19 protein-coding genes are annotated in these 23590 nt (G+C 68.0%); 14 read left to right on the forward strand and 5 right to left on the reverse strand.

Going from position 1 to position 23590, the window contains the following annotated elements; translation table 11 throughout:
* Positions 1 to 96: 96 nt before the first annotated feature.
* Positions 97 to 1419 (reverse strand): NAD(P)/FAD-dependent oxidoreductase, encoded by a 1323-nt coding sequence (locus NWF34_RS13750; RefSeq protein ID WP_024497255.1) that lies wholly within the window; start codon positions 1417 to 1419, stop codon positions 97 to 99.
* A gap of 128 nt (positions 1420 to 1547) precedes the next feature.
* Between NWF34_RS13750 and NWF34_RS13755 the strand changes: the two genes are divergently transcribed.
* Genes NWF34_RS13755 through NWF34_RS13765 form a run of 3 tightly spaced genes read left to right on the forward strand, consistent with a single transcriptional unit; the run spans position 1548 to position 5160 of the window.
* Entirely contained in the window at positions 1548 to 2063 is a 516-nt protein-coding gene (locus tag NWF34_RS13755; protein WP_024497254.1) for a 2Fe-2S iron-sulfur cluster-binding protein, read from the forward strand.
* On the forward strand, positions 2060 to 3058 hold the full coding sequence (locus tag NWF34_RS13760) for a xanthine dehydrogenase family protein subunit M (protein WP_024497253.1): 999 nt from the start codon (positions 2060 to 2062) through the stop codon (positions 3056 to 3058). Before NWF34_RS13755 ends, NWF34_RS13760 begins: the two co-directional genes overlap by 4 nt.
* A complete protein-coding gene (locus NWF34_RS13765) occupies positions 3055 to 5160 on the forward strand; it encodes a xanthine dehydrogenase family protein molybdopterin-binding subunit (RefSeq protein WP_024497252.1) in 2106 nt (701 codons plus the stop codon). The genes NWF34_RS13760 and NWF34_RS13765 overlap by 4 nt, the downstream gene beginning before the upstream one ends.
* Positions 5161 to 5167: 7 nt before the next feature.
* On the opposite strand, the gene NWF34_RS13770 is transcribed toward NWF34_RS13765, so the two are convergent.
* A complete protein-coding gene (locus tag NWF34_RS13770; RefSeq protein ID WP_024497251.1) occupies positions 5168 to 5905 on the reverse strand; it encodes a hypothetical protein in 738 nt (245 codons plus the stop codon).
* A gap of 218 nt (positions 5906 to 6123) precedes the next feature.
* Entirely contained in the window at positions 6124 to 6711 is a 588-nt protein-coding gene (locus NWF34_RS13775) for an NTP transferase domain-containing protein (RefSeq protein ID WP_024497250.1), read from the reverse strand.
* A 54-nt stretch (positions 6712 to 6765) separates the two neighbouring features.
* On the opposite strand from NWF34_RS13775, the gene uraD reads away from it, so the two are divergent.
* The 3 genes from uraD to NWF34_RS13790 are packed head-to-tail and all read left to right on the forward strand — an operon-like array spanning position 6766 to position 8245.
* A complete protein-coding gene (uraD, locus tag NWF34_RS13780) occupies positions 6766 to 7311 on the forward strand; it encodes a 2-oxo-4-hydroxy-4-carboxy-5-ureidoimidazoline decarboxylase (protein ID WP_024497249.1) in 546 nt (181 codons plus the stop codon).
* Positions 7308 to 7634, forward strand: coding sequence for a hydroxyisourate hydrolase (gene uraH / locus NWF34_RS13785; protein WP_024497248.1), 327 nt, complete (start codon positions 7308 to 7310; stop codon positions 7632 to 7634). Before uraD ends, uraH begins: the two co-directional genes overlap by 4 nt.
* Positions 7634 to 8245 (forward strand): nucleoside/nucleotide kinase family protein, encoded by a 612-nt coding sequence (locus NWF34_RS13790; protein ID WP_024497247.1) that lies wholly within the window; start codon positions 7634 to 7636, stop codon positions 8243 to 8245. Before uraH ends, NWF34_RS13790 begins: the two co-directional genes overlap by 1 nt.
* 97 nt (positions 8246 to 8342) lie before the next feature.
* Here the strand turns inward: NWF34_RS13790 and NWF34_RS13795 are convergent, their stop codons facing one another.
* Positions 8343 to 11732 (reverse strand): pyruvate carboxylase, encoded by a 3390-nt coding sequence (locus NWF34_RS13795; protein ID WP_024497246.1) that lies wholly within the window; start codon positions 11730 to 11732, stop codon positions 8343 to 8345.
* A 466-nt stretch (positions 11733 to 12198) separates the two neighbouring features.
* Between NWF34_RS13795 and NWF34_RS13800 the strand changes: the two genes are divergently transcribed.
* The 8 genes from NWF34_RS13800 to NWF34_RS13835 all read left to right on the forward strand — a co-directional run bounded on the left by NWF34_RS13800 (position 12199) and on the right by NWF34_RS13835 (position 21890).
* Positions 12199 to 12975, forward strand: a complete 777-nt coding sequence (locus NWF34_RS13800; RefSeq protein ID WP_024497245.1) for an SGNH/GDSL hydrolase family protein — start codon at positions 12199 to 12201, stop codon at positions 12973 to 12975.
* Between the two features lie 118 nt (positions 12976 to 13093).
* A complete protein-coding gene (locus NWF34_RS13805; RefSeq protein ID WP_024497244.1) occupies positions 13094 to 14623 on the forward strand; it encodes an MFS transporter in 1530 nt (509 codons plus the stop codon).
* An 83-nt stretch (positions 14624 to 14706) separates the two neighbouring features.
* Entirely contained in the window at positions 14707 to 14943 is a 237-nt protein-coding gene (locus NWF34_RS13810; protein ID WP_024497243.1) for a hypothetical protein, read from the forward strand.
* The gene (locus NWF34_RS13815; RefSeq protein WP_024497242.1) at positions 14943 to 15755 is read left to right on the forward strand and encodes a xanthine dehydrogenase family protein subunit M; all 813 of its coding nucleotides are present in this window, start codon (positions 14943 to 14945) and stop codon (positions 15753 to 15755) included. The genes NWF34_RS13810 and NWF34_RS13815 overlap by 1 nt, the downstream gene beginning before the upstream one ends.
* 4 nt (positions 15756 to 15759) lie before the next feature.
* A complete protein-coding gene (locus NWF34_RS13820; protein ID WP_024497241.1) occupies positions 15760 to 18528 on the forward strand; it encodes a molybdopterin cofactor-binding domain-containing protein in 2769 nt (922 codons plus the stop codon).
* A 186-nt stretch (positions 18529 to 18714) separates the two neighbouring features.
* Positions 18715 to 19143, forward strand: coding sequence for a hypothetical protein (locus NWF34_RS13825; protein ID WP_024497240.1), 429 nt, complete (start codon positions 18715 to 18717; stop codon positions 19141 to 19143).
* An 18-nt stretch (positions 19144 to 19161) separates the two neighbouring features.
* The gene (locus NWF34_RS13830) at positions 19162 to 20556 is read left to right on the forward strand and encodes a hypothetical protein (RefSeq protein ID WP_024497239.1); all 1395 of its coding nucleotides are present in this window, start codon (positions 19162 to 19164) and stop codon (positions 20554 to 20556) included.
* Positions 20553 to 21890, forward strand: a complete 1338-nt coding sequence (locus tag NWF34_RS13835; protein WP_024497238.1) for a diacylglycerol kinase family protein — start codon at positions 20553 to 20555, stop codon at positions 21888 to 21890. The genes NWF34_RS13830 and NWF34_RS13835 overlap by 4 nt, the downstream gene beginning before the upstream one ends.
* Here the strand turns inward: NWF34_RS13835 and NWF34_RS13840 are convergent.
* Positions 21852 to 23576, reverse strand: coding sequence for a SulP family inorganic anion transporter (locus NWF34_RS13840; protein ID WP_024497237.1), 1725 nt, complete (start codon positions 23574 to 23576; stop codon positions 21852 to 21854). The two genes, NWF34_RS13835 and NWF34_RS13840, sit on opposite strands and share 39 nt — an antisense overlap.
* Positions 23577 to 23590 lie beyond the last annotated feature (14 nt).

Here is a 23590-nt window from a genome sequence, read left to right on the forward strand (position 1 = left end):
GTCGTCGCCGACTCCCAGACTTCATCTCCGATCGAGGTCTGGAAGTCGAAATGAGGTCGACCGGACGACAACCTCTCAACGGACGACGCGGCGGACCTATTTCGGTTCCCGGCGCGCGTACGGTGTCCGGGCGGTCTCGGTGTCGCCGTAGATGATCGCCCGTTCCCGGCGGGAATCGGTCATCAGGGTTGCGCCCCACGTCATCACGGTTCCCAGGCGGTTTCGGACGCCGGCCAGGAAGGCGATGTGGATGGCGCCCCACGCGACCCATCCGGTGAACCCCGACATCTGGAAACGCCCCGACTGCACGATGGCGTGGCGCCGCGCGATGTAGGCGGCGGTCCCGAGGTCCCGGTACTTGAACGGCGCCCGTTCCCGCTGCCCTGCAACGCTTTCCGCGATCACCCGACCGACGTGGTGACCGCCCTGCATGGCGACCTCGGCGACACCGGCCAGGTCCTTGTACGCCATCATGTCGCCGGCCACGAACACGTCGGGATGGCCGGGCACCGAGAGGTCTGATTCCACCGGGATCCTCCCTGACCGATCCTGCTCGACGCCGAGGGCCGTGGCCAGGGTGGTGGCGAACGGGACGGCCTCGACGCCGGTGGTCCACAGCGTCGTCCGCGCCGGATACACCTCTTTGTGCTTGTCGGCTTTGCGGGTCGTCTCCACGTAGTCGTCGCCCACACCGGTCACGTGCACCCCGAGGTGCGTCTCGACGCCCAGGGCGTCGAGGGTTCGCTGTGCACTCGCCGACAGTCGTGCATCGAATGACGGCAGCACCCGATCCCCGCCGTGCAGCAACAGCACTCGTGCCTGGGCGGGATCGATGGCGTCGTATTCACGCTCGAGGGCGCGGGTCGCGAGCTCACGGATCTGCCCGGCCAACTCGACCCCCGTCGGTCCTCCGCCCGCGACCGCGAAGGTCAGCCAGGATCGCTGTTCCGCGGGATCGGTGATCGTCTCCGCCATCTCGAAGGCGGCCATGATCTTGCGGCGGATCGTCAGCGCGTCGTCGAGCGACTTCATCCCCGGTGCGTATTTCGCGAACTGATCGTTGCCTCGATACGCGGTACGCATACCGGCTCCGACGACGAGGTAGTCGTAGGGCAGACGGAACGACGACCGGTCGAGACGGTCCACGATGATCTCGCGTGTCTCGACGTCGATGCCGGCGGCCTCACCCAGTACGACATCGAGATTGCGCTGACGCCGGGTCAGGTGCCGGATCGGGCTGGAGATCGCACCTTCGGACAGCAACCCGGTGGCGCATTGGTAGAGCAGCGGCTGGAAGACGTGGCTGGTTCCGCGGTCGACCAGGGTCACGTCGACCGCGGCCTTCCGCAGTCGACGGACGCAGTGCATGCCCGCGAATCCTGCTCCGATGACGACGACTCTGGGTCTCGAGGGGGCCATTCCGCCGATTGTTCCAGACGGATCGACCCTCGGGCTGAACATCGCGGCGCGCCACCGCACCGGCCGGATACCGCGGGAGACGCCGTAAACCGTGGTTTAACCCCCATGCCGACGGGTATCCGCGCCCTGTGGAAGCCAGGGTTTCTCTGTCGGTCAACGGTGTCGCCCGCGATGTCGTGGTGGACACGCGCACCACCCTCCTGGACGGCCTCCGGGACCGTCTGGGCATCTTCTCGCCCAAGAAGGGTTGTGATCACGGTCAGTGCGGCTCGTGCACCGTCCTCGTCGATGGTCGCCGCATCATCAGTTGCCTGTCGTTCGCCGTCAGCTACGAGGGCACCGAGATCGTGACCGCCGAGGGACTCGCCGACGCCGACGACCTCCACCCACTCCAGCAGGCGTTCATCGATCAGGACGCCTTCCAGTGCGGGTACTGCACGCCGGGCCAGGTGTGTTCGGCCGCCGGCATGCTCGACGAGGCCAAGAACGGGCACCCGAGTCACGCCACCGACGACCTCGACCCCGACACCTCGGACGAACCCCTCAGCGATGACGAGATCCGGGAACGGATGAGCGGCAACCTGTGTCGCTGCGCGGCCTATCCCAACATCGTCGTGGCGATCCGGCAGGCGGCGGGACGTTGATCCCCTTCACCTACGAACGCGCCGACGACGTGGCCGGCGCGGTCGACTTCCTCCGCGACCATCCCGGCGCGAAGCTGCTCGCGGGCGGCACGAACCTCGTCGACCACATGAAGCTGGGCATCGCCAACCCGCCTGCACTGGTGGACATCTCACGACTTCCTCTGGACCAGATCGGCGAAAATCCGGATGGTTCACTGCGTCTCGGCGCGACGGCGCGCAACGCCGACACCGCCGCCCATCCCCTGGTCCGCCGTCGCTACCCCATGCTTGCACGCGCCCTGCTCTCGGGCGCATCCCCTCAGCTGCGCAACCTGGCGACCAACGCCGGAAACCTGCTGCAGCGGACACGATGCGTCTACTTCCAGGACGTCACGACCCCGTGCAACAAACGCACACCCGGCAGCGGGTGCTCGGCGATCGGCGGCTACACGCGCTATCACGCCGTGCTCGGGGCGCCCGACACCGATGCCCAGGCAATCTGCGTGGCCACCCACCCGTCGGACCTGGCCGTGGCGCTCACCGCCCTGGACGCACGCGTCGTGGTGCAGGGCCCGGACGGTGAACGTGACTTCGACGTGCGTGCGCTGTACCGGCTACCCGGTGAACATCCCGACCGCGACACGGTTCTCGAGCCCCACGACGTGATCGTCGCGATCGACCTGCCCGCCCCGACCCCCGGATCGGCGTCGACCTATCGCAAGGTCCGCGACCGTACATCGTATGCGTTCGCGCTGGTCTCGGTCGGCGCCGAGATCAGTCTGAACGATGGGACGATCGCGGATGCGCGGGTCGCATTCGGCGGCGTCGCCCACAAGCCGTGGCGCGCCGAACGGGCCGAGGCCGTGCTCCGCGGGCAGCAACCCTCGCGCGAACTGTTCGCCGAGGCCGCCGACGCCGAACTCGCCGCCGCCCGGCCGCTCGACGGAAACGAATTCAAGATCCCCCTCGTCCGACGCACCCTGACCGCTGTTCTCGAGGAGCTGACCACCCGATGAGCGTCGTCGGATCGTCTCCAGCCCCGATCGGCCACGCCCGGATCGACGGCGTCGAAAAAGTCCGCGGCACAGCTCCGTACGCCTACGAACACGTCACCGACGCGGTGTACCTGTGGCCGGTCACCGCGACCGTCGCCCGGGGCCGGGTCACCTCGATGGACACCGCGGCGGCCGAGTCGACCGACGGCGTCGTCACGGTCCTCACCGTCGACAACGCGCCGCGTCTCGCCGACACCTCCGACGGCGATCTCACGATCCTGCAGTCCCCGGAGGTCTCCTACCGCGGCCAGCTCATCGGCGCGGTGATCGCGGAGTCACCCGAAATCGCCCGGGAGGCAGCCGCATCCGTGACGGTGTCCTACGACGAGGCTCCCCACGACACCGCATTCCGCGTCGACCACCCCAATCGCTACCGGCCCGCGAAGGTCAACGGCGGATTCGAAACCACCTCCGAGACAGGAGAACCCGAACGAATTCTGGCGGATCCGCCGGAGGGCACCGTCGTGGTCGACGAGTGGTATTCGACGCCCGAAGAGCACAACAATCCGATGGAGCCACACACCGTGGTCGCATTGTGGGCGCCCGACGAGGAGCTCCTCACCCTGTACGACTCGACGCAGTCGACGCAGGGCGTGGTCTCCGCGTTGGCTCCCGTCCTTGGACTCGAACCCGCACAGATGCGGGTGATCGCCCCGCATGTCGGGGGCGGGTTCGGGTCCAAGGGTTCACCCCACTCACACGACGTCCTGGCCGCCATGGCCGCGATGAGGGTGCCCGGCCGGGCCGTGAAGTTCGCGGTCACACGCCAGCACATGTTCGCCTACGTCGGCCACCGCGCGCCCACGCGATCCCGACTCCGCATCGCCGCGGACGCCGACGGCAACATCACCGCGCTGATCCACGAGGCGCACACCCACAGCGCACATGCCAAGGAGTTCGCCGAGCAGGCCGCCGTCTCGTCGCGGATGATGTACACCGCGCCGCACCGCCGCACCGATCACCACGTCGTACCACTCGACGTCCCGCCGCCGTTCTGGATGCGTGCGCCGGGCGAGGCGCCGGGGATGTATGCCGGCGAGGTGGCGATGGACGAACTCGCCCATGCCGTGGGGCTCGACCCGATCGAGCTGCGTATCCGCAACGAACCCGCCGACGATCCCGAGACCGGGAAGCCGTGGTCGTCGCGACAGCTCGTCGAATGCCTCCGCGCGGGCGCCGAACGATTCGGCTGGGACCGTCGTCGTCCAGAACCCGGGACACACCGGGACGGCCGGCATCTCGTCGGATTCGGTGTCGCCTCCTCGACATACCCGCACATGGTGAACCCGGGCAACGAAGCCTCGATCTCGTACCGGGGCACCCGGTATTCGGTGAGCATCGCGGCCACCGACATCGGGACCGGCGCCTGGACCGCGCTGACACTCATCGCCGCCGACGCGCTGGGAGTCGAGCCGGACCGCATCGACCTCCAGATCGGTGACAGCACCCTGCCGAGCGCCACCGTCGCGGGCGGCTCGTCGGGCACCTCGTCGTGGGGTTCGGCGATAGTCACCGCGGCACAACGCTTCCGGACACGTTTCGGCGACGATCCCGCGGACGGCGCCGAGGTCAGCGCGAGGACCGACGAGAACCCCGATCTGGAGAAATTCACCATCGCCTCGTTCGGCGCCCACTTCGTCGAGGTCCACGTCGACGTCGACACCGGTGAGATCCGCATCCCCCGCATGCTCGGCGTGTTCTCGATAGGACGCGCCATCAACCCGCGGACGGTGCGATCACAGCTCATCGGCGGCATGACCTTCGGCATCTCGATGGCCTTGTACGAGGAGAGCGTCCGGGACCCGCGTTTCGGTCACGTCGTCACCCAGGACCTGGCCGAGTACCACGTCCCCGTGCACGCGGACATCGCCGACGTCGACGCCATCTGGCTCGACGACCCCGACGAACACGCGACGCCGATGGGTTCCCGAGGTGCCGGTGAGATCGGCATCGTCGGCAGCGCCGCAGCAGTCGTCAACGCCGTCTACAACGCAACAGGTGTGCGCGTCCGAGACCTGCCCGTCCACCTCGACGACCTGCTGGAGGGACTGCCGGACAACTGAGCGGGCCTCAGCCGACGCCCGGGTAGGCTGACCAGCCCGGGACCGCCGGTGACACCGGCCACGGGTCGTCGCCCTGCGTCGGCAGCCAGTGCGGCATCCCCGCCTGTCGCGTTGCCGCACAGACCTTCTGGTCAGTCGTCGGCGTCGGATACAGCGCAGCGAAGTCGTATCGCGAGGTGTACCAGCCGCCGAAGACATTCACCTCCGGCGTCCGTTGACCACCACGCGGGGCTGCCGGTGGCCGGTCGCCGGTGCGCCGGATGTCGATCTCGACGGGCCGGGACGTGTCGTATCCGATCGCCCAGCTCCGGTCGGGTCCGGCCCCGTCACGCTCGACCGAGTGATATCCCTGTCGGCACAGCACGATTCGCGTCCAGTCGGCGTCGTCGGTGCGCCGCATGCCCGTATAGAACGCACTGCCCACCTGACGTCGGGCGTCCGAGACGCCGGACGGGTAGGCCGTCACCATCTGGTCGATGTTCGACGGTGAGGCCTCGGCGAATCCCGGATAACCCCACTCGACCGAGGCGCCGGCGTTGGCGAGCTCGAAGGACTCGACGTAGGCGCGCACGAAGGTCCCCTCGGCCGACTGCGGGTCGAGCACCGGCGTGGCCGACCAGCGGAAGGTGGTGTCGAAGCCCGGTGGCAGATGGGCGTCCTGCGTGGCGGCGGGCGACGCGGCCTGCGGTTCCGGCGACACCGAGCACGCGGCCACTCCGAGACCCGCGGCCAGCGCGGCGATCATCGCGACGATTCGACGGTGGTGTCCTCGCGCCACGTGATCACCTTCTTCGCCGGTGATGGTCCTTACGGCCCGGTGTGCACCGGTTCTGGCTGTACCGATGCGGGCTCTGTCTGCACCCTATGCACCCTCGCTCGCCAGGAGCGGGATCCCCATGCACCGGAACGGCGACGAGAAGGTCTCGAAATGGGCACGCTCCGAATGGGCATGTCACCGCCGGTTCATCCCCTGGTGTCGACGTCCTCACCCGACGCGAGATCCCCGCACTCGACCGCCGTCACCTCCCGGCTCCTCAGATAGGCCTGCGCACCGACGTCGCCGCAGATGACCTCGAGCGCAGGGCCGAGATGATCCGCACCGATGTACACCGGATGGCCCGGCCGGCCGTCGAAGACCGCACGCACCAGACGCTCGCGCCGACCTTCGGATGTCTCGAGGATGCGTCGCACCACGTCGGCTCCGACGTCGGGGGTGTCGACCACGGTGAGCAACAGCCCGCCCATCCCGGGCCGACGCGACGCCCATCTCAGCGCCGCCGACACCGACGCACCTATTCCCTCGGCCCAATCGTCGACGACGAGCGCGGTGGCGCCGACCGGCGGCTCGACGACCGCCGCGCCCATGGTCACCGCGATGTCCACGCAACCGCCAGCCCGCAGCGCGTTCGTCGCCGCATCCAGCCAGTCACCGCCGTGGGCGAGAATCTTCGGCATTCCGTACCGGGTACCGGCGCCGGCGGCGAGCACCACACCGAGAACCGAACCGGTCGTGCTGTCCTCCGGCAACGCTTTCACCGTTCCATCTTCCATGTGTCCGCCGCCCGTGAACCGGCGATACTCGGGTCGACCTCCTAAGCTGGACGCGTGCGCCCAGACGATCGCCGCGATGCCGCCGACGAAGGAGACGTCCGCCGCTTCAACGAGCTGAGCGTCGACGCATGCGTCGAACGGTTGCTCGCCTGTTGCAGCTCGCCGACCTGGGCGCGGCGAGTGGCGACGGCCCGCCCCTTCGTCGACGCGCAGGCCCTGCTGGACCGGGCGGATCAGATCCTGACCGAACTGACCGAGACGGACATCGACGAAGCTCTCGCCGGGCATCCCCGGATCGGCGATCGGCCCGACAACGCCTCGTCAGCGCGAGAACAGTCCGGCGTCGCCGGTGCCGACCCCTCGGTACTCGCCGAACTCGAGGAGTTCAACGCGGCGTACGAGCAGCGGTTCGGGCATGTCTATCTGGTCTTCGCCAACGGCCGCCCGGCGCACGAACTGCTCGGGATCCTCAAGAAGCGCATCGACAACGACGCCGAGACCGAACGCCGCGTGATGCGTGCCGAACTGGCGAAGATCAACCGCAGCCGCCTCATCCGTATGCTGGCGACACACGACACCGACGAGGGAGCTTCCGCATGACCGGCCTGTCCACCCATGTACTCGACGCGACGTCGGGCGCCCCGGCCGTCGGCGTCGAGGTGTCTCTGCAGGACGCCTCCGGCACCGAATTGTCCTCGGGACAGACCGATTCGGATGGTCGTATCGGCGAGATCAACCCCGAACCGCTTGTCCCGGGCATCTACCACCTGGTCTTCGACACCGGGAACTGGTTCTCCGACAACGACATCAAGGCGTTCTACCCCGAGATCGACATCTGCTTCGAGATCGACGCCGCCGATCACCACTACCATGTCCCGGTGCTGCTGAGCCCCTTCGCGTATTCGACGTACCGCGGCAGCTGATGCCCGTTCGAGAGGACATCTCGGCTCTCCTCGACACGGCCGACCGAGTGCTCGTCGGCGTCACCGGGCCTCCGGGCGCCGGGAAGACGACGCTCGCACGGACGCTCGTCGACGACTTCTCGTCGACACCGGGCGCCGACGCCGTCGGGTACGTGCCAATGGACGGCTTCCATCTGTCGAACGCCGTCCTCGATCGACTCGGCCACCGCGACCGCAAAGGCGCACCCGACACCTTCGACGCCGCGGGATTCGTTGCCGTGCTTCAGCGCATCGCCGACGGCAACGAGACCGTGTACGTACCCGACTTCGACCACACCGTCGGCGAGCCGATCGCGGCGTCGCTCATCGTGCCCACCACCGCACGACTCGTGATCGTCGAGGGCAACTACCTCGGGCTCGACGAACCCGGGTGGGACGGCGTGCGGCCCCTCCTCCATCGCCTCGTCTACGTCGACGCGGACGCGGAGGTCCGACGCGAGCGGCTGCTGAAACGGCACATCGCCGCCGGGAAGACCGAAGCCCAGGCGCGCGCCTGGATCGAGACCGTCGACGAACCCAACGCGGAACTCATCGCGGGTACGCGTCCCCGAGCAGACCTCGTGGTCGCCTGATCTCCCGCGCTTGCGTTTCCTTCCCGCCGATTGAGCTCGATCAGCGGGAAGGAAACGGATGCGTGGGACGGAAACGCCTACGCGGGGGCGAGTCTCGTCAGCTGAGCTCGATGAGCAGATCACCCGGCGAGACCTGGGCGACCGGGCCGACCGCGACCCGAGAGACCTTGCCGCCGACCGGTGCGGTGATGGCCGCTTCCATCTTCATCGCCTCGATGGTGCCGATCGTGGCGCCTGCGGCGACCTCGTCACCCTCGTCGACCGACAGGGACACGACCCCGGCGAACGGCGCCGCGATGTGCTTCGGGTTGGAGCGATCGGCCTTCTCGGCGGCGGCGACAGCGGAGTCGATGCTGTGGTCGCGCACCGCAATCGGACGGAGCTGACCGTTGAGCACACACATCACTGTGCGCATGCCCTTCTCGTCCGGCTCGCTGATCGCTTCGAGACCGATCATCAACTCCACACCCGGCTCGAGCGAGACGCGATGCTCCTCGCCGTACCGCAGGCCGTAGAAGAATTGATTCGCCGACAACCGTGAGGTGTCGCCGTAGGTCTCGTAGTGCTCCTCGAACTCCTTTGTGGGACCGGGGAACAGCAGGTGGTTGAGCCGGACCTGACGATCGCGGCCGGGCTTGTCCAGGATCGCCTCGTCGTCGGTCGTCAGCGTCGCCATCTCCGGCGCGGGTGCACGGCCCTGCAGCGCCAGGGTGCGCAACGGCTCCGGCCATCCACCGGGCGGGTCACCGAGTTCGCCACGCAGGAACCCGATCACCGAATCGGGGATGTCGTAGGAACTCGGGTCGGCGGCGAAATCCGACGCGGTGATCCCGCGACCGACCAGCGCCAGGGCCAGGTCACCGACGACCTTCGACGACGGCGTCACCTTGACCAGACGGCCCAGCATCGAGTCGGCGGCGGCATAGGCCTGCTCGACGGCCTCGAAGCGGTTGCCCAGCCCCAGCGAGATGGCCTGCTGCCGCAGGTTCGACAACTGACCGCCGGGGATCTCGTGCGAGTACACGCGACCGGTCGGAGCCGGCAGACCGGATTCGAACGGCGCGTACACCTTTCGCAGCGCCTCCCAGTACGGCTCGAGATCACAGACCCGGGCCAGGTCCAGACCGCTGTCACGGTCGGTGTGCGCAGTGGCGGCCACGATCGCCGACAGCGGCGGCTGACTGGTGGTACCGGCCAGCGCCGCACTCGCACCGTCCACCGCGTCCGCGCCGGCCTGCCAGGCCGCCATGTAGGTCGCGAGCTGACCACCCGGGGTGTCGTGGGTGTGCACATGGATCGGGAGGTCGAAGTTCTTGCGCAAGGCCGAGACCAGCGTGGTCGCCGCCGGCGCGCGCAACAGACCGGCCATGTCCTTGATGGCCAGCACATGCGCACCGGCCTCGACGATCTGCTCGGCCAGACGCAGGTAGTAGTCGAGGGTGTAGAGATCCTCCGACGGCGACGACAGGTCGCCGGTGTAGCTCATCGCCACCTCGGCCACCGCGGTCCCCGTCTCGCGGACCGCGTCGATCGCCGGACGCATCGCGTCGATGTTGTTGAGCGCGTCGAAGATCCGGAAGATGTCGATACCCACATCGGTCGCCTCGGAGACGAACGCGGTGGTGACCTTCGTCGGGTACGGCGTGTACCCGACGGTGTTGGCACCCCGCAGGAGCATCTGCAGACAGATGTTCGGGATCGCTTCGCGCAACTGCGCCAGCCGATCCCACGGATCTTCTTTCAGGAAGCGAAGGGCCACGTCGTAAGTCGCGCCGCCCCAGCACTCCACCGACAACAATTCAGGAGTCAGCGCCGCGACATACGGTGCGACGTTGACCAGACCGGTGGTGCGCACGCGCGTCGCCAGCAGCGACTGATGCGCGTCGCGGAAGGTCGTGTCGGTGATGCCGAGACGCGGGTTCTCGCGCAGGTCGCGGGCGAAGCCCTCGGGTCCGAGCTGCAGAAGACGCTGACGCGAACCATCGGGCGGCGACGCGAGCACCGAACGCTCGACGGTGGGCAGCTTGTCTCGCGGGTACACCGTCGTCGGACGCTCGCCGTGCGGCTTGTTGACCGTCACGTCGGCCAGGTACGAGATGATCTTGGTGCCGCGGTCCGCCGACGACCGCGAGGTCAGCAATTCCGGGCGCTCGTCGATGAACGATGTCGTGACCCGACCGGCGCGGAAGTCCGGATCGTCGAGCACGGCCTGCAGGAACGGGATGTTGGTCGCCACACCGCGGATGCGGAACTCGGCCACCGCACGCCGCGCGCGCCGCACCGCGGTCGGGAAATCTCTTCCACGACAAGTCAACTTGACCAGCATCGAGTCGAAGTGCCCGCTCACCTCGGCACCCAGGTTGGCGCCACCGTCGAGGCGCACACCCGCGCCGCCCGGGCTGCGGTAGGCGGTGATGCGACCCACATCGGGACGGAATCCGTTGGACGGATCCTCAGTGGTGATGCGGCACTGCAGCGCGGCACCGCGAATGCGGACGGACTCCTGCGACAACCCGAGATCGTCCAGGGACTCCCCCGCCGCGATGCGCAGCTGCGAGCTCACCAGGTCGACGTCGGTGATCTCCTCGGTCACGGTGTGCTCGACCTGGATGCGCGGGTTCATCTCGATGAAGACGTGGCGTCCCTGCTCGTCGAGGAGGAACTCGACGGTGCCCGCACAGGTGTAACCGATGTGGCGGGCGAAGGCCACGGCGTCGGCGCAGATCTTCTCCCGCAGCTCGTCGGAGAGGTTGGGCGCCGGCGCGAGCTCGATGACCTTCTGATGGCGGCGCTGCAGACTGCAGTCGCGCTCGTAGAGGTGGATCACGTTGCCGTAAGTGTCGGCGAGGATCTGCACCTCGATGTGGCGCGGGTTGACCACGGCCTGCTCCAGGAACACCGTGGCGTCGCCGAACGCGGACTCCGCCTCGCGCGATGCCGCGGCGATCGACTCGGCCAGGTCGGCACGATCGTCGACGCGCCGCATACCGCGACCGCCACCACCGGCGACCGCCTTCACGAACACCGGGAACTGCATGTCCTCGGCAGCGGCGAGCAGCTCGTCGAGATCCGACGACGGCGCCGAGGACGCCAGCACCGGAATGCCCGCAGCCTTCGCCGCGGCCACCGCGGTGGCCTTGTTGCCGGTCATCTCCAGGATGTCGGCGCTGGGTCCGACGAAGGTGATGCCGGCCTCGGCACACGCAGCCGCGAGACCCTGGTTCTCCGACAGGAAGCCGTAGCCGGGATAGATCGCATCGGCGCCACAGCGCACCGCCGCGGACACCACTTCGTCGACCGACAGGTACGCCCGCACCGGATGGCCCGGCAGACCGATCTGATACGACTCGTCGGCCTTCAGGCGATGCACCGAGTTGCGGTCCTCATACGGGAACACCGCGACCGTGCGCGCACCCAGCTCGTAGGCGGCGCGGAACGCGCGGATCGCGATCTCACCCCGGTTGGCAACCAGAACCTTCTCGAACATCGGGTGTTCCCTTTTCTCCCGCTGCGACATTTGTATCGAGTTATCTCGGGTCCGTTCACTCGACGGACCTGTGCAGTACATCACGTGATCCTACTCACGACACAACCCACCCCGAGCATCCCGCGACACCTCCCCGGCGAGCACCGAAACAGACTGCCGGACAACATAACCGGGAGAGATTGCACAGGGGTTGTGAAATGCTCTCACCGCAGGTTGGCACGGTGAGAGATCACCAGCGCTGAATATGCCCGAAAACCGACCGATCGCTCTGTCGAGAATTGTTGCCGCGCAGTATCCGGATTACGAATAAATCGATCCGAATCGCGCAACCCGAGCCCTCGCCTGGGCGAGTGACGCACGCCGCAGACTTTGGTTCGGCAGGCCCGGCACAACTAGCGTCGACCCCGGATTCGCCGTCGCCGTTCGTCACCGGCATTCGTCACCGCCGACCAGGAGGGTCAACATCGTGGGCTTCACACGCTTCGTCGCGCTCGGGGATTCCTTCACCGAGGGTGTCGGCGACACGGACCCGGCCCGACCGAACGGTCTGCGCGGCTGGGCCGACCGCGTCGCCGAACAACTCGCCGCCCGAGACGAGAACTTCAGCTACGCGAACCTGGCGATCCGCGGCCGGCTGCTCGACGCCGTGATCGCCGAGCAGCTCGACGCGGCGGTCGCCATGAACCCCGATCTCATCACCCTCTACGCCGGCGGTAACGACATCATGCGGCCGTCGATCGACCTCGACGCGCTGATGGCCCGATACGACGCCGCGCTCGGCAAGCTGGTCGCCACCGGCACCACGGTCGTCGTCTTCACCGCCTACGACACGGGCTGGGCCCCGGTCTTCCGCACGCTGCGCGGCCGCATCGCCATCTACAACGAACTGCTCCGCGAGGTCGCCGAGCGGCACGACGTCGTCGTCTTCGACTACTGGCGACTCAAGGGCTACGACGACTACCGGATGTGGGACACCGACCGCCTGCACATGTCACCTCTGGGCCACACCCGGATGGCCGCCGAGGTCCTGGACCTCCTCGGTGTCGACCACGACATCACCCCCGTCGAGCTCGAGGCCGCGGCCGAGCTGACCCGCCGCGAGCAGCGTCGACAGAACGCCGAATGGGCGCGCACCTTCCTCGGCCCCTGGGTGATGCGGCGGGTGCGCGGCATCTCCTCCGGCGACGGCGTGACGCCCCGCTGGCCCGAACCCGTGTCGGGTGCGGCCCTGATCGCACGCTGAGACCGTTTCCTCCGGACGTCCCAGGCCGGGACGCAAACGTTCTCCGGCGACCGGGCCGGGATAGTCTGACCTTTCGGAGGTGTGAACGACACATGAAGACAACGGGTCGGACGAGCGAGTGACCAGCAGGACCGAGACCAACGGATCGCAGGGCGAAGAAGACCCGCACACCTCGCCGGACATCCACCCCTCGCTCGACGCCACCGACGAACACGTCCACCCCCGTGCCGCGGTCACGGTGCTCTGCCTGGCAGGCATCGTCGTCGCGCTGATGCAGACGATCATCGTCCCGCTGATCCCCCAACTCCCCACCCTTCTCAACGCCGACGCGTCGAACACCACCTGGGCCATCACCATCACCCTGTTGGTGGGAGCCGTCGCGACCCCGATCGGCGGCCGCATCGGCGACATGTACGGCAAACGGCTCGCGATCCTCGCCAGCCTCGGGTTCGTCGCGGTCGGTTCGATCACCTGCGCCCTGTCCACCTCACTGCCGCTCTTCATCCTGGGGCGAGGTCTCCAGGGCCTCGGATTCGGCATCATCGCACTGGGCATCAGCGTCATGCGCGACATCGTCCCGGCCCGCTACCTCGGCTCGGCGGTCGGCACGATGAGCGCCTCGCTCGGGATCGGCGGCGCGCTCGGACTCCCGTTCGCCGCGGCCATCGCCCAGCACGTCAGCTGGCACGCCCTGTTCTGGTCGTGTGGCGCCGTCGCCGCCCTGGCGGCCGTCGGCGTCGTGTTGACGGTCCCCAAGAGCTCCTCCGCATCCGGTGGACGATTCGATCTCCTCGGTGCGCTCGGCCTGGCCGGGGTCCTGGTCTGCCTCCTCCTGCCGTTGTCGAAGGGCGCGGTGTGGGGTTGGACCGCCCCGCTCACCCTCGGCTGCTTCGGCGGCTTCGTCGTGCTCCTCGGTGTCTGGTCCGTTGTCGAACTACGACGCCCGAACCCGCTGATCGATCTCCGCATCCTCGGCGAGCGTCCCCTGCTCCTGACCAACCTGGCGTCGATCGCGACCGGTTTCGCCTTCTACGCCATGCAGCTCATCCCGATCCAGCTGCTCATGGCACCCACCAACAGTCCCAACGGCTTCGGCTACGACATGGTCCACGCGAGTCTGATCCTCGCCCCGAGCGGCCTGGTCATGTTCGCGCTGTCCAACCTCAGCGGTCGCATCAACGCCGCACTCGGCGCGCGGGTGTCACTCGCCCTCGGCGGCGCCGTGATCGGCATCGGATACGTCGTCTTCATCGTCGGACTCGCGGGCCCGTGGGCCCTGACCTGGATCCACATGCTGGTGATCGCCTGCTGCATCGGCGCCGGACTGGGGATCGCCTACTCGGCGATGCCCGCACTCATCATGCAGTCGGTGAGCATCGAGCAGACCGGTGAGTCGAACGGCGTCAACGCCCTCATGCGCATCATCGGCACCTCGACCGCCGCGGCCGTCGTCGGCATGCTCCTCACCTGGTCGATGATCACGGTCACCGGACCCGATGGCACCGATCCCGACGGGGGCGTGATCTCGGTCCCGGCCAGCGAAGGCTATCTGTGGGCGTCCGGTATCGCGCTGGCCGCCTGTGTCGTGGCGTCGGTGGTCGCGATGGCCATCCCGGGGCGGCGCGGCCTCACCGAAACCCCCGTGTGACACCGGACCTCGCCGAACCCGACGTCGCCGACGTCACCGGTCACCGAGATGCGCGGCCGGGCCGATCCACGTAGCGTGACGCCGTGCCCCCTGCGACGCTCATCGAGAACGCCTACGCCGCCGAACCTTTCGGCTGCACCCCACCGGACGACATGGAATCGGCCGGCCGGGTCGGGCCCGGCGCCGAGCGGTGCGTGTGGTCGGCACCGCGTCGTCGAATCGCGTCGATCGAACCCGGCGAGTTCACCGACCTCGTACTGTGGGACCTGACCACCGCGGTCGCGACGCAGCTCCGCCGCCTTCTCGACAAGGCACACTGATGGATCTCACCGCCGTCACCCAGTACCGATTCGCGCGTTCTCGTGGCGACGTGTTCGCGGGCCCCGGCGAACAACTCGTCGCCGGCGGAACCTGGGTCTTCTCCGAACCCCAGCCGGCCACCACCGGTCTCATCGACCTCAGCGAAATGGGTTGGGAATCGGTCGAAGACCTACCCGACGGCGGTCTCCGCATCGGCGCCACCTGCACCATCGCGGAGCTGGTCGCACTGCCGCCACGCCCCGGCTTCCGCGCCCATCCCCTCTTCGCCCAGTGCGCGAACGCCCTTCTCGCGTCGTTCAAGATCTGGAACATGGCCACGGTCGGCGGCAACATCTGCCGGTCCTTCGCGGCGGCGTCGATGGTGTCACTGGCCGTCGCACTCGACGCCACGGCGCTCATCTGGAATCCCGACGGTGCCGACCGGTGTGTGCCGGTCGCCGAACTGGTGATCGGCAACGGCATCAACCTCCTGGGCCCCGGGGAAGTCCTCCGCGCCGTCGACTTCCCGGCGCACGCACTGGCCGCGGTGACCGGGTTCCGGAAGATCGCCCTCGTCGACCTGGGACGTTCCGGGGCCGTCGTGACCGGCCGCATCGACCCCGACGCCACCACGGTCTTCGGGATCACGGCCGCAACGGAGTGGCCCACGGTTCTGCGGTATCCCCGTCCGCCGACCGCGGACCGGCTGCATCACGACATCACCACCGCCCCCGGCTACTACACCGATCCGCTCGGGTCCGCCGACTGGCGGCGCGGGGTGTCGGCGGTCCTCGCCGAGGAGATCCGCCTCGAGCTCACCGGGACGGGGTAGAACGATGGAGTTCGAGGTCAACGGCGAGACGATCGACGCCGAACCCGCTGCTGGACAGTGCCTCCGGATGCTGCTCCGCCAGCACGGCCACTTCGAGGTGAAGAAGGGTTGCGACGCAGGCGATTGCGGTGCGTGTTCGGTACTCGTCGACGGACAACCCGTGCACTCGTGCATCTTTCCCGCACAGCGCGCCGCCGGGAAGTCGGTGACCACGGTCGCCGGCCTCGGCACACCCGACGATCTGCATCCCGTGCAGCAGTCCTTCGTCGACAGCTTCGGCTTCCAATGCGGGTTCTGCACCGCGGGCATGGTCGTCACCGCCTCGACGCTCACCCCGGACGACCTCGGTGACCTGCCGCGGCGGATGAAGGGAAACCTCTGCCGCTGCACCGGTTACCGTTCGATCCGGGACGCCATCGGCAACACCCTGGCGCCTGCCCGTCCCCGTCCGGCGGTCGGCGCCGGCGTGGGCACCTCGGTCAATCCGCCCGCGGCGCGACGCGTGGTGACCGGTACCGAGGCGTACACCTTCGACATCCCGGTCGACGGCGCACTGCACATCCACGTACTCGGTTCGCCGCACCCACACGCCCGCATCCTCGCGATCGACACCTCCGACGCCTCGGCCCTCCCCGGCGTCGAAGTGATCCTCACCCACGAGAACGTCTCGACGCCAAGGTTTTCCACCGGACGTCATCAGAACCGGCTAGAGGACCCCGACGACACCCTCATCTTCGATCCCGTAGTTCGCTTCGTCGGACAGCGCGTCGCCGCCGTCGTCGCCTCGACACCGGGGATCGCCGAGCAGGCCGCGGCGCTGATCCGCGTCACCTACGAGGAACTGCCCGCGGTCTTCGACCCGGAGGATGCACGCACGCCCGGGTCCCCCGTCATCCATCCCGACCGCACCGTCGACGACCGGGTGATGGAGGCCGAACGCAACATCGTCGCCACCTTCCACGAGGGTTTCGGCGGTGACGTCGACGACGCACTCGCGGCATCGTCGACGACGGTGCACGGGACATGGCGCAACGGTCGGGTCTCCCACGCGCAGCTCGAGACCCACGGTTCGGTCGCCTGGACCGATGCCACCGGACGTCTGGTGGTCCGCACGAGCACACAGGTCCCGTTCCTCGTACGCGACGAACTCGCCCGAATCCTTGATCTCCCACCCGAGAAGGTCCGGGTGTTCAGCGGCCGCGTGGGCGGCGGATTCGGCGGCAAACAGGAGATGCTGACCGAGGATCTCGCCGCCGTCGCCACACTGCGCACCGGGCGTCCCTGCGTCTACGAGATGACACGCACCGACGAGATGACGCGAACGACCTATCGCCACCCGATGCGGGTGACGGTGGATCTCGGGGCCGACGACGGCGGCCGGCTCACCGCGCTGCGAGTCGACGTGTTGTCGGACACCGGTGCGTACGGCAACCACGCGATCGGCGTGATGTTCCATGCCTGCGCCGAGTCGGTCTCGGTGTACAACTGCCCGGTCAAGAGGATCGACGCCGAGGTCGTCTACACCAACAACCCGCCGTCGGGCGCGTTCCGCGGCTACGGTCTCGGGCAGGTGATCTTCGCCGTCGAGTGCGCGATGGACGAGCTCGCGGTCCGCCTCGGCCTCGACCCCTTCGAACTCCGGCGTCGCAATGCCGTGGCCGACGGCGATCCGCTACTCATCGCACGTCCCGACCCCGAGGTGGACCTGGTCTACGGCAGTTACGGTCTCGACCAGTGCCTCGACCTGGCCGAGTCCGCCCTGCGGCGGGGCAACGGTGCCGTCGTCCCGCCCGGACCACGGTGGCGCATCGGCGAAGGGATGGCGATCTCCGCGATCGCCACCATGGCCCCACGCGGTCATTTCGCGGATGTCACCGTGGCGGTCGACTCCGCCGGCACCTATCACGTCGGTGTCGGGACCTGTGAGTTCGGCAACGGCACCACGACGGTCCACACGCAGATCGTCGCGACCGCGCTGTCGACCGAACCGGGCCGGGTCTCGTTGTGGCACGGGGACACCGACGCCGTCACACACGACACCGGAGCGTTCGCCTCTGCGGGTACCACCGTCGCCGGCAAGGCCGTGTACGGCGCCTGCCTCGCACTCCGCGACATTCTCGTCGGGGCCGCGAGCCGACTCACCGGTGTCGATCCCGCCCACATCCAAATGCGTTCGGACGGAGCCCTTGCCGATGATCGGCTGATCGGGTTCCGACACCTGATCGACACGGTCGACGACCGTCACCGGGTGCTGCATCCGGACGGCCCGCGCGCCATCGCCGCCGGCGAGGAACGGGGCGAGATGCGTTCCATCGCATTCGATGTGCAGGCCTTCCGGGTGGCGGTGGACACCGAGACCGGGACCGTCGCGATCCTGCAATCCGTCCACGCGGCCGACGCCGGCACCGTGATGAATCCCGAACAGTGCCGGGGTCAGGTGGAAGGCGGTGTGGCGCAGGGCATCGGCTCTGCCCTCTACGAGGAGATCATGTTCGACGACCACGGCGCACCGCTGACCAAGGTGTTCCGCACCTACCGTGTTCCCCAGATGGCCGACATCCCGTTCACCGAGGTCTACTTCGCCGACACCGCCGACGAACTCGGTCCGTTCGGGGCCAAATCGATGTCGGAGTCCCCCTTCAACCCGGTCGCTCCCGCGCTGGCGAACGCCATCCGACGTGCCCTCGACGTCCGCCCGTACGAGACGCCGATGTCACGGGACCGGATCTGGCGGCTCACGCACCCCGAATTCGGCGACAAACGCCGAAGTTAAAGAGCTGACAAACAGGCGTTCAACATCGGATAAAGAATTCTTTGGTTCCCTAACAAGTCTGGTGCACAAGACATTTCATTTGGAAGGCAATTGGGAACAAAGAACAAACATTTCGGCAGAATTCCTGCGAGATCGCCACGCCGAGACGCACACTCCTCATTATCCGACAGTCCAGAGGAGGGCACCATGACACATACTGCACCCGTAGACGACGGCGGAACCCTTTCTGCCAAGCAGGGTATCGCCGCCGGAACGTCCATCGGCGCGGCGATCATCCTGATCGTCGTCGGTGTCGTCCAACTCGCACAGGGCATCGCGGCCGTGGCCAAGGACGAGGTCTTCGTCCGCGGAGTCGACTACGTGTACAAGTTCGACTTCACGACCTGGGGCTGGATCCACATCGTGCTGGGCGCCATCGCGATCATCGTCGGCGCCGGACTCGTCAGCGGTGCCGGCTGGGCCAGATTCACCGCCATCGTGATCGCCGCCCTCTCCATCATCGCCAACTTCCTGTGGCTGCCGTACTACCCGTGGTGGTCGGTGCTGATCATCGCGCTCGATGTGGTCGTCATCTGGGCGGTCTCGACCTGGAATCCCCGGGCCGACTACCGCTGACGCAGACCGGCGCCATCGGTGAACACGGAAACCCCTGGGGGCGATCAGGAACCGCCCGGGGGTTTCCCCATCAGCACCTCCGAACGTGCCGAACTCGAGCAGCTGCGCGCCGAGGTTGCCCGGCTCCGCGAACGGGCCGAGACGGGCGAACCAGCGTCGGCCGGCGCCGCGAAACGGCGGTCCGGCTGGCGCTGGTTCGCGGTCGGGGTCCTGTGCGTCCTCGTCGCACTGCTGGCGATCACCTCGGTCACCTCCCGCTTCGTGCGCGGGGAGATCCTCGACACCGACCGCTATCTGACGACGGTCGCACCGCTGGCCTCGGAACCCACGTTGCAGGCCGAGATCACCGACACGGTCACCGACGAGATCTTCCAGCGGATCGACGTCGAGGCGCTGACGGCGAACGCCCTCAACGCGCTGAGCGATGCGGCTCCCGCCACCGCGAACGCGCCCCGCGTGGATCGTGCGATCGACGGACTCGCACCGGTCCTCGCCGGCCAGGCCCGCACCTTCGTACAGCAGACGGTGTCGTCCCTGGTCACCAGCGACCAGTTCGAAACGCTCTGGGTGGAGGCCAATCGCAGGGCGCATGCCGCTCTCGTCGCCGTGGTGACCGGAGACGTCGGACCGTCCTCGGTGACCGTCGATGAGTCGGGAACCGTGAGCATCTCGCTCGGGACGGTGATCGAGAACGTCAAGAAGCGCCTCCTGGACAGCGGGTTCACCTTCGCCGAGAAGATCCCCGCCGTCGACAAGCAGTTCGTGCTGTTCCGGTCACCGGAACTGATCCGCGCGCAACGCGCGGTCTCCACGCTCGACACCGTCGCCGACGTCCTGCCGTGGCTCGCGATCGCATGTGCCCTGGGCGCCGTCGCGATCGCACCACGAGGTCGACGACTCCGCGCGCTCTCCCTCGCCGGACTGTCGTTGGTGGTGGGCATGCTCGTCCTGGCGATCTCGCTGATCGTCGTCCGCGCACTGTATCTCGATGACATACCGGCGGAGGTGTTGTCGCCCGACGCAGCAGCCGTCATCGCCGACACCGTGACCGAACCACTCCGACTCGCACTGCGAGCCGTTGCCGTGCTGGGACTCGTGATCGCGATCGGCGCCTATCTGATCGGCGGTTCGTCGTCTGCCGCCGCGGTGCGGCACGGGTTCTCACACGGTCTCGACTCCCTGCAACATCTACGGAAGGCACGCCCACCGAATGCCTTCGAGACAACCGCCTACCGTGCGCGCATCGCGCTGCGGGCGACCGTCATCGGCATCGCCGCGGTGCTGCTCATGTTCTGGAACTACCCGACCGGCCTCGTCGTCCTGCTCATCGCGTTCTTCGCACTCGTCACGTTGCTGGTGATCGAGATCGTGATCCGGCCGGCACGGGCGTGGCAGGACGACGCGACGGTATGAGGCAGGAGCCGGGTACGGCCGTCGACGAGGAACCGGTCTCTCGTCGATGGTGGGCGCGTGCGGCAGTCGCGGCGGTGATCGTCGCGCTGCTGCTCCCGGTCGCCATGTCGGGACTGCGGGCACTGGTGTTACTGCTGCTGGTCTGTATCGCGTGTGCCGTGGTCATCGTCGTGGCGATCTACTGGTTCCTCATCAGCCGCGGCGCGATCCGCGCACTGGCCGCTGTCGTCGCCGTCATCCAGCTTCCACTTCTGGCAGTCTTCTTGATCCGCGAACGCCAGCTCTGGGTCGTGATCGCTTCAGGGGCACTGGTCGTTGTCGCGATCGCCTGCGCCCGACGAGCATTGCGACCGCCTCGGGCACAGTCACTCATGCCGGAACATCCGGCGACGCCGGTGAGCCGTCCCTTCCTGGTGATGAATCCACGGTCGGGCGGCGGCAAGGTCGGCCGCTTCGACCTGCAGCGCCGGGCCGAGGAACTCGGCGCCGAGGTCGCCTTGCTGAGCGGGCCGGAACAGGTCGACGTCACCGAACTGGCCAGGGATGCGGTGAGACGAGGAGCCGACCTCCTCGGGGTGGCAGGCGGTGACGGCACGCAGGCCCTGGTGGCCGCCGTGGCCGCCGAACAACAGGTGCCGTTCCTCGTGATCAGCGCGGGCACCCGAAATCACTTCGCGCTCGACCTCGGGCTGGACCGGCGCGATCCCACCCGATGTCTGGACGCACTTCACGACGGAATCGAGTTGCACGTCGACCTCGGCTGGATCAATGGGCGCCCGTTCGTCAACAACGCGTCATTCGGCGTCTATGCGGAGGTCGTGCAGAGTCCGCAGTACCGCGACGACAAGACCGGAACGGTCCTGCGGATGCTGCCGGACCTGCTCGGCGCGGACTCCGGGCCGGGCTTGCGAGCCCGGATCGGCGACGACACCGTGACCGGGCCACAGGCGATCCTGGTGAGCAACGGTCCCTACGCCACCAATGACCTGGCGGGGCTTGGACGCCGAACGCGCATCGACTCCGGATTACTCGGCGTGGTCACCGTCTCGGTCGCCGACACCCGCCAGGCCGTGGGCCTGCTCCGGCGCGGCCACCAACAAGGCCTCGTACAGCGCACGGCGACGCAGGTCATCGTCGACGCCGACGCCGCCGAGATCCCGGTCGGTATCGACGGCGAGTCGGTGCGACTCCGGACTCCGGTGCGCTGCACCATCGCCCCGGGTGCGTTGCGTGTCCGTGTCCCTCGAGAGCGTCCCGAGATCCGTGTCGCACCGCCGCAACTCGACTGGGTCCGGTTACGGGATCTGCTCCGGCCGCGGCTCAGCGGTGGCTGAACCACGGTTCCGGTACGCCTCGACCGCCGACTCGACCGTGGGATAGAACCGCGATTCGTCGAATCGGTCATCGGTTTCGAACCGAATGAGCTTGTCCTTGACCGGCCCCTTGAGCTCCGCGAACACCAGTCGGACCGAAGACGACTCGAGCGAGCGGTCGAGATCGACGAGTTCATCTGCGGCGGTCGTGTCGAGACCGGTGATCGGTTCGGCGGCGACGATGACCCAGTCGACCGGTGACCCGCGGCGCGCCAACGTTTCCCGAACGTGTGAGGCGAAGATCTTGCCGTTGGCGAAGAACAGCGGCGCGTCGAAACGGACCAGCACGAGCCCGGGAATCCGGTGGCCCTCCGGATGCCGGACGACGTCGTGAAAGCCGGTGTCCCCCAACTCCACCAGTTCTGTTCGGTACGGCTGCCAGGCGCGCGCCACCACGGCGACGAAGGACAGTCCGATCGCGACCAGGATGCCCTGGAGAACACCCACGAGCGCAACGCCGAGGAATGCCGCCGCGGCCAAGCCGAATTCGATCTTGCTCAACTTCCACACCCGGACCATCCCGGGTATGTCGATGAGCGCGGTCGCCGCGACGATGACGACTGCCGCCAGCGTCGCGTCGGGCAGATAGGCGGTCACGCCGGGAGCCGCCAGGACGAACACCAGTACCGCGGCCGCTCCCACGACGCCCGCGAGCTGGGTGTGCGCACCGGCCTGTTCGGCGACCGGCGTTCGGGAACCGCTCGCCGAGATGGGGAATCCACCGAAGAGTCCACTGGCGAGGTTGGCCGTGCCGATCGCCTTCATCTCCGTGCTGCCGTCGACGTCCTCACCGCGCCGGGCGGCGAAGGTCCGCGACAGCACCCCGGAGTCGGCGAAGGCGATCAGCGCGATCCCCGCGGCGGGTCCGACGAGGGACAGCACGTCGTCCCAGTCGATGCCGCCGTACTGCGGAAGGGGCAGTCCCGCCGGCAGCGCGCCGACCATCCCGATGTCGTCGTCGAGTCCGAACAGGGCGATCACCACGATCGAACCCACCACCGCGACAAGAACCCCCGGTATCCGCGGGAGCCAGCGTCGAAAGGCCACGATGACCACGAGACAGGCGATCCCCATCGCGGCGGCGACCGGGTCGACGTCACCGGCGACCACGGAGGTGACGATCTCACCGATCTCCTGGAACAACCCCGAGGCGTCGACCGAGAAGCCGAGCAGTTTCGGCAACTGTCCCACGACGACGATGAGCGCTATCGCGTTCAGATAGCCGAGTCGCAGCGGCTTGGACAGGAGTTCGGTGACGAATCCGAGCCGAAGAAAGCCGCCCAGGAGGAGAATTGCGCCGACGAGCACGGCGAGGATCCCGGCGAGTGCGAGGGCGTCCTCCGGGTCACCGACCGCGGCCAGTGGCAGGACCGCCGCGGCGATCAGCGGCGCGAGCGACGAATCCGGGCCGAGCACAAGGATCTTCGACGGGCCGACCACGGCATAGGCGAGCAGCGGCACGATCGTCGCCCACAGGCCCGCATAGGCGGGCAGCCCGGCGGCTTCGGCGTAGCCCATCCCGGCGGGGATGAGCAGCGCGGTGAGCACCAGACCGGCGGTGACGTCGGTACGAAGCCACTCGCGCTTGTATCCCCGGGCCGTCGCGAGACCTGGAAGGCGCCAGAGCGCCGACCTGCCGACGCTCATGCGCGCGCTCGCCG

The sequence above is a fragment of the Gordonia sp. GONU genome, from assembly GCF_024733855.1.
GTDB lineage: Bacteria > Actinomycetota > Actinomycetes > Mycobacteriales > Mycobacteriaceae > Gordonia > Gordonia amicalis.

Bases quoted from the DNA above. Each gene is read 5' to 3' on its own strand.
- NWF34_RS13765 (WP_024497252.1), top strand. From the start codon at position 3,055: ATGAGCGTCGTCGGATCGTCTCCAGCCCCGATCGGCCACGCCCGGATC.
- NWF34_RS13840 (WP_024497237.1), bottom strand. From the start codon at position 23,576: ATGAGCGTCGGCAGGTCGGCGCTCTGGCGCCTTCCAGGTCTCGCGACG.
- uraH (WP_024497248.1), top strand. From the start codon at position 7,308: ATGACCGGCCTGTCCACCCATGTACTCGACGCGACGTCGGGCGCCCCG.
- NWF34_RS13815 (WP_024497242.1), top strand. From the start codon at position 14,943: ATGGATCTCACCGCCGTCACCCAGTACCGATTCGCGCGTTCTCGTGGC.
- NWF34_RS13750 (WP_024497255.1), bottom strand. From the start codon at position 1,419: ATGGCCCCCTCGAGACCCAGAGTCGTCGTCATCGGAGCAGGATTCGCG.
- NWF34_RS13820 (WP_024497241.1), top strand. From the start codon at position 15,760: ATGGAGTTCGAGGTCAACGGCGAGACGATCGACGCCGAACCCGCTGCT.
- NWF34_RS13835 (WP_024497238.1), top strand. From the start codon at position 20,553: ATGAGGCAGGAGCCGGGTACGGCCGTCGACGAGGAACCGGTCTCTCGT.
- NWF34_RS13790 (WP_024497247.1), top strand. From the start codon at position 7,634: ATGCCCGTTCGAGAGGACATCTCGGCTCTCCTCGACACGGCCGACCGA.
- NWF34_RS13775 (WP_024497250.1), bottom strand. From the start codon at position 6,711: ATGGAAGATGGAACGGTGAAAGCGTTGCCGGAGGACAGCACGACCGGT.
- NWF34_RS13825 (WP_024497240.1), top strand. From the start codon at position 18,715: ATGACACATACTGCACCCGTAGACGACGGCGGAACCCTTTCTGCCAAG.
- NWF34_RS13770 (WP_024497251.1), bottom strand. From the start codon at position 5,905: ATGATCGCCGCGCTGGCCGCGGGTCTCGGAGTGGCCGCGTGCTCGGTG.
- NWF34_RS13795 (WP_024497246.1), bottom strand. From the start codon at position 11,732: ATGTTCGAGAAGGTTCTGGTTGCCAACCGGGGTGAGATCGCGATCCGC.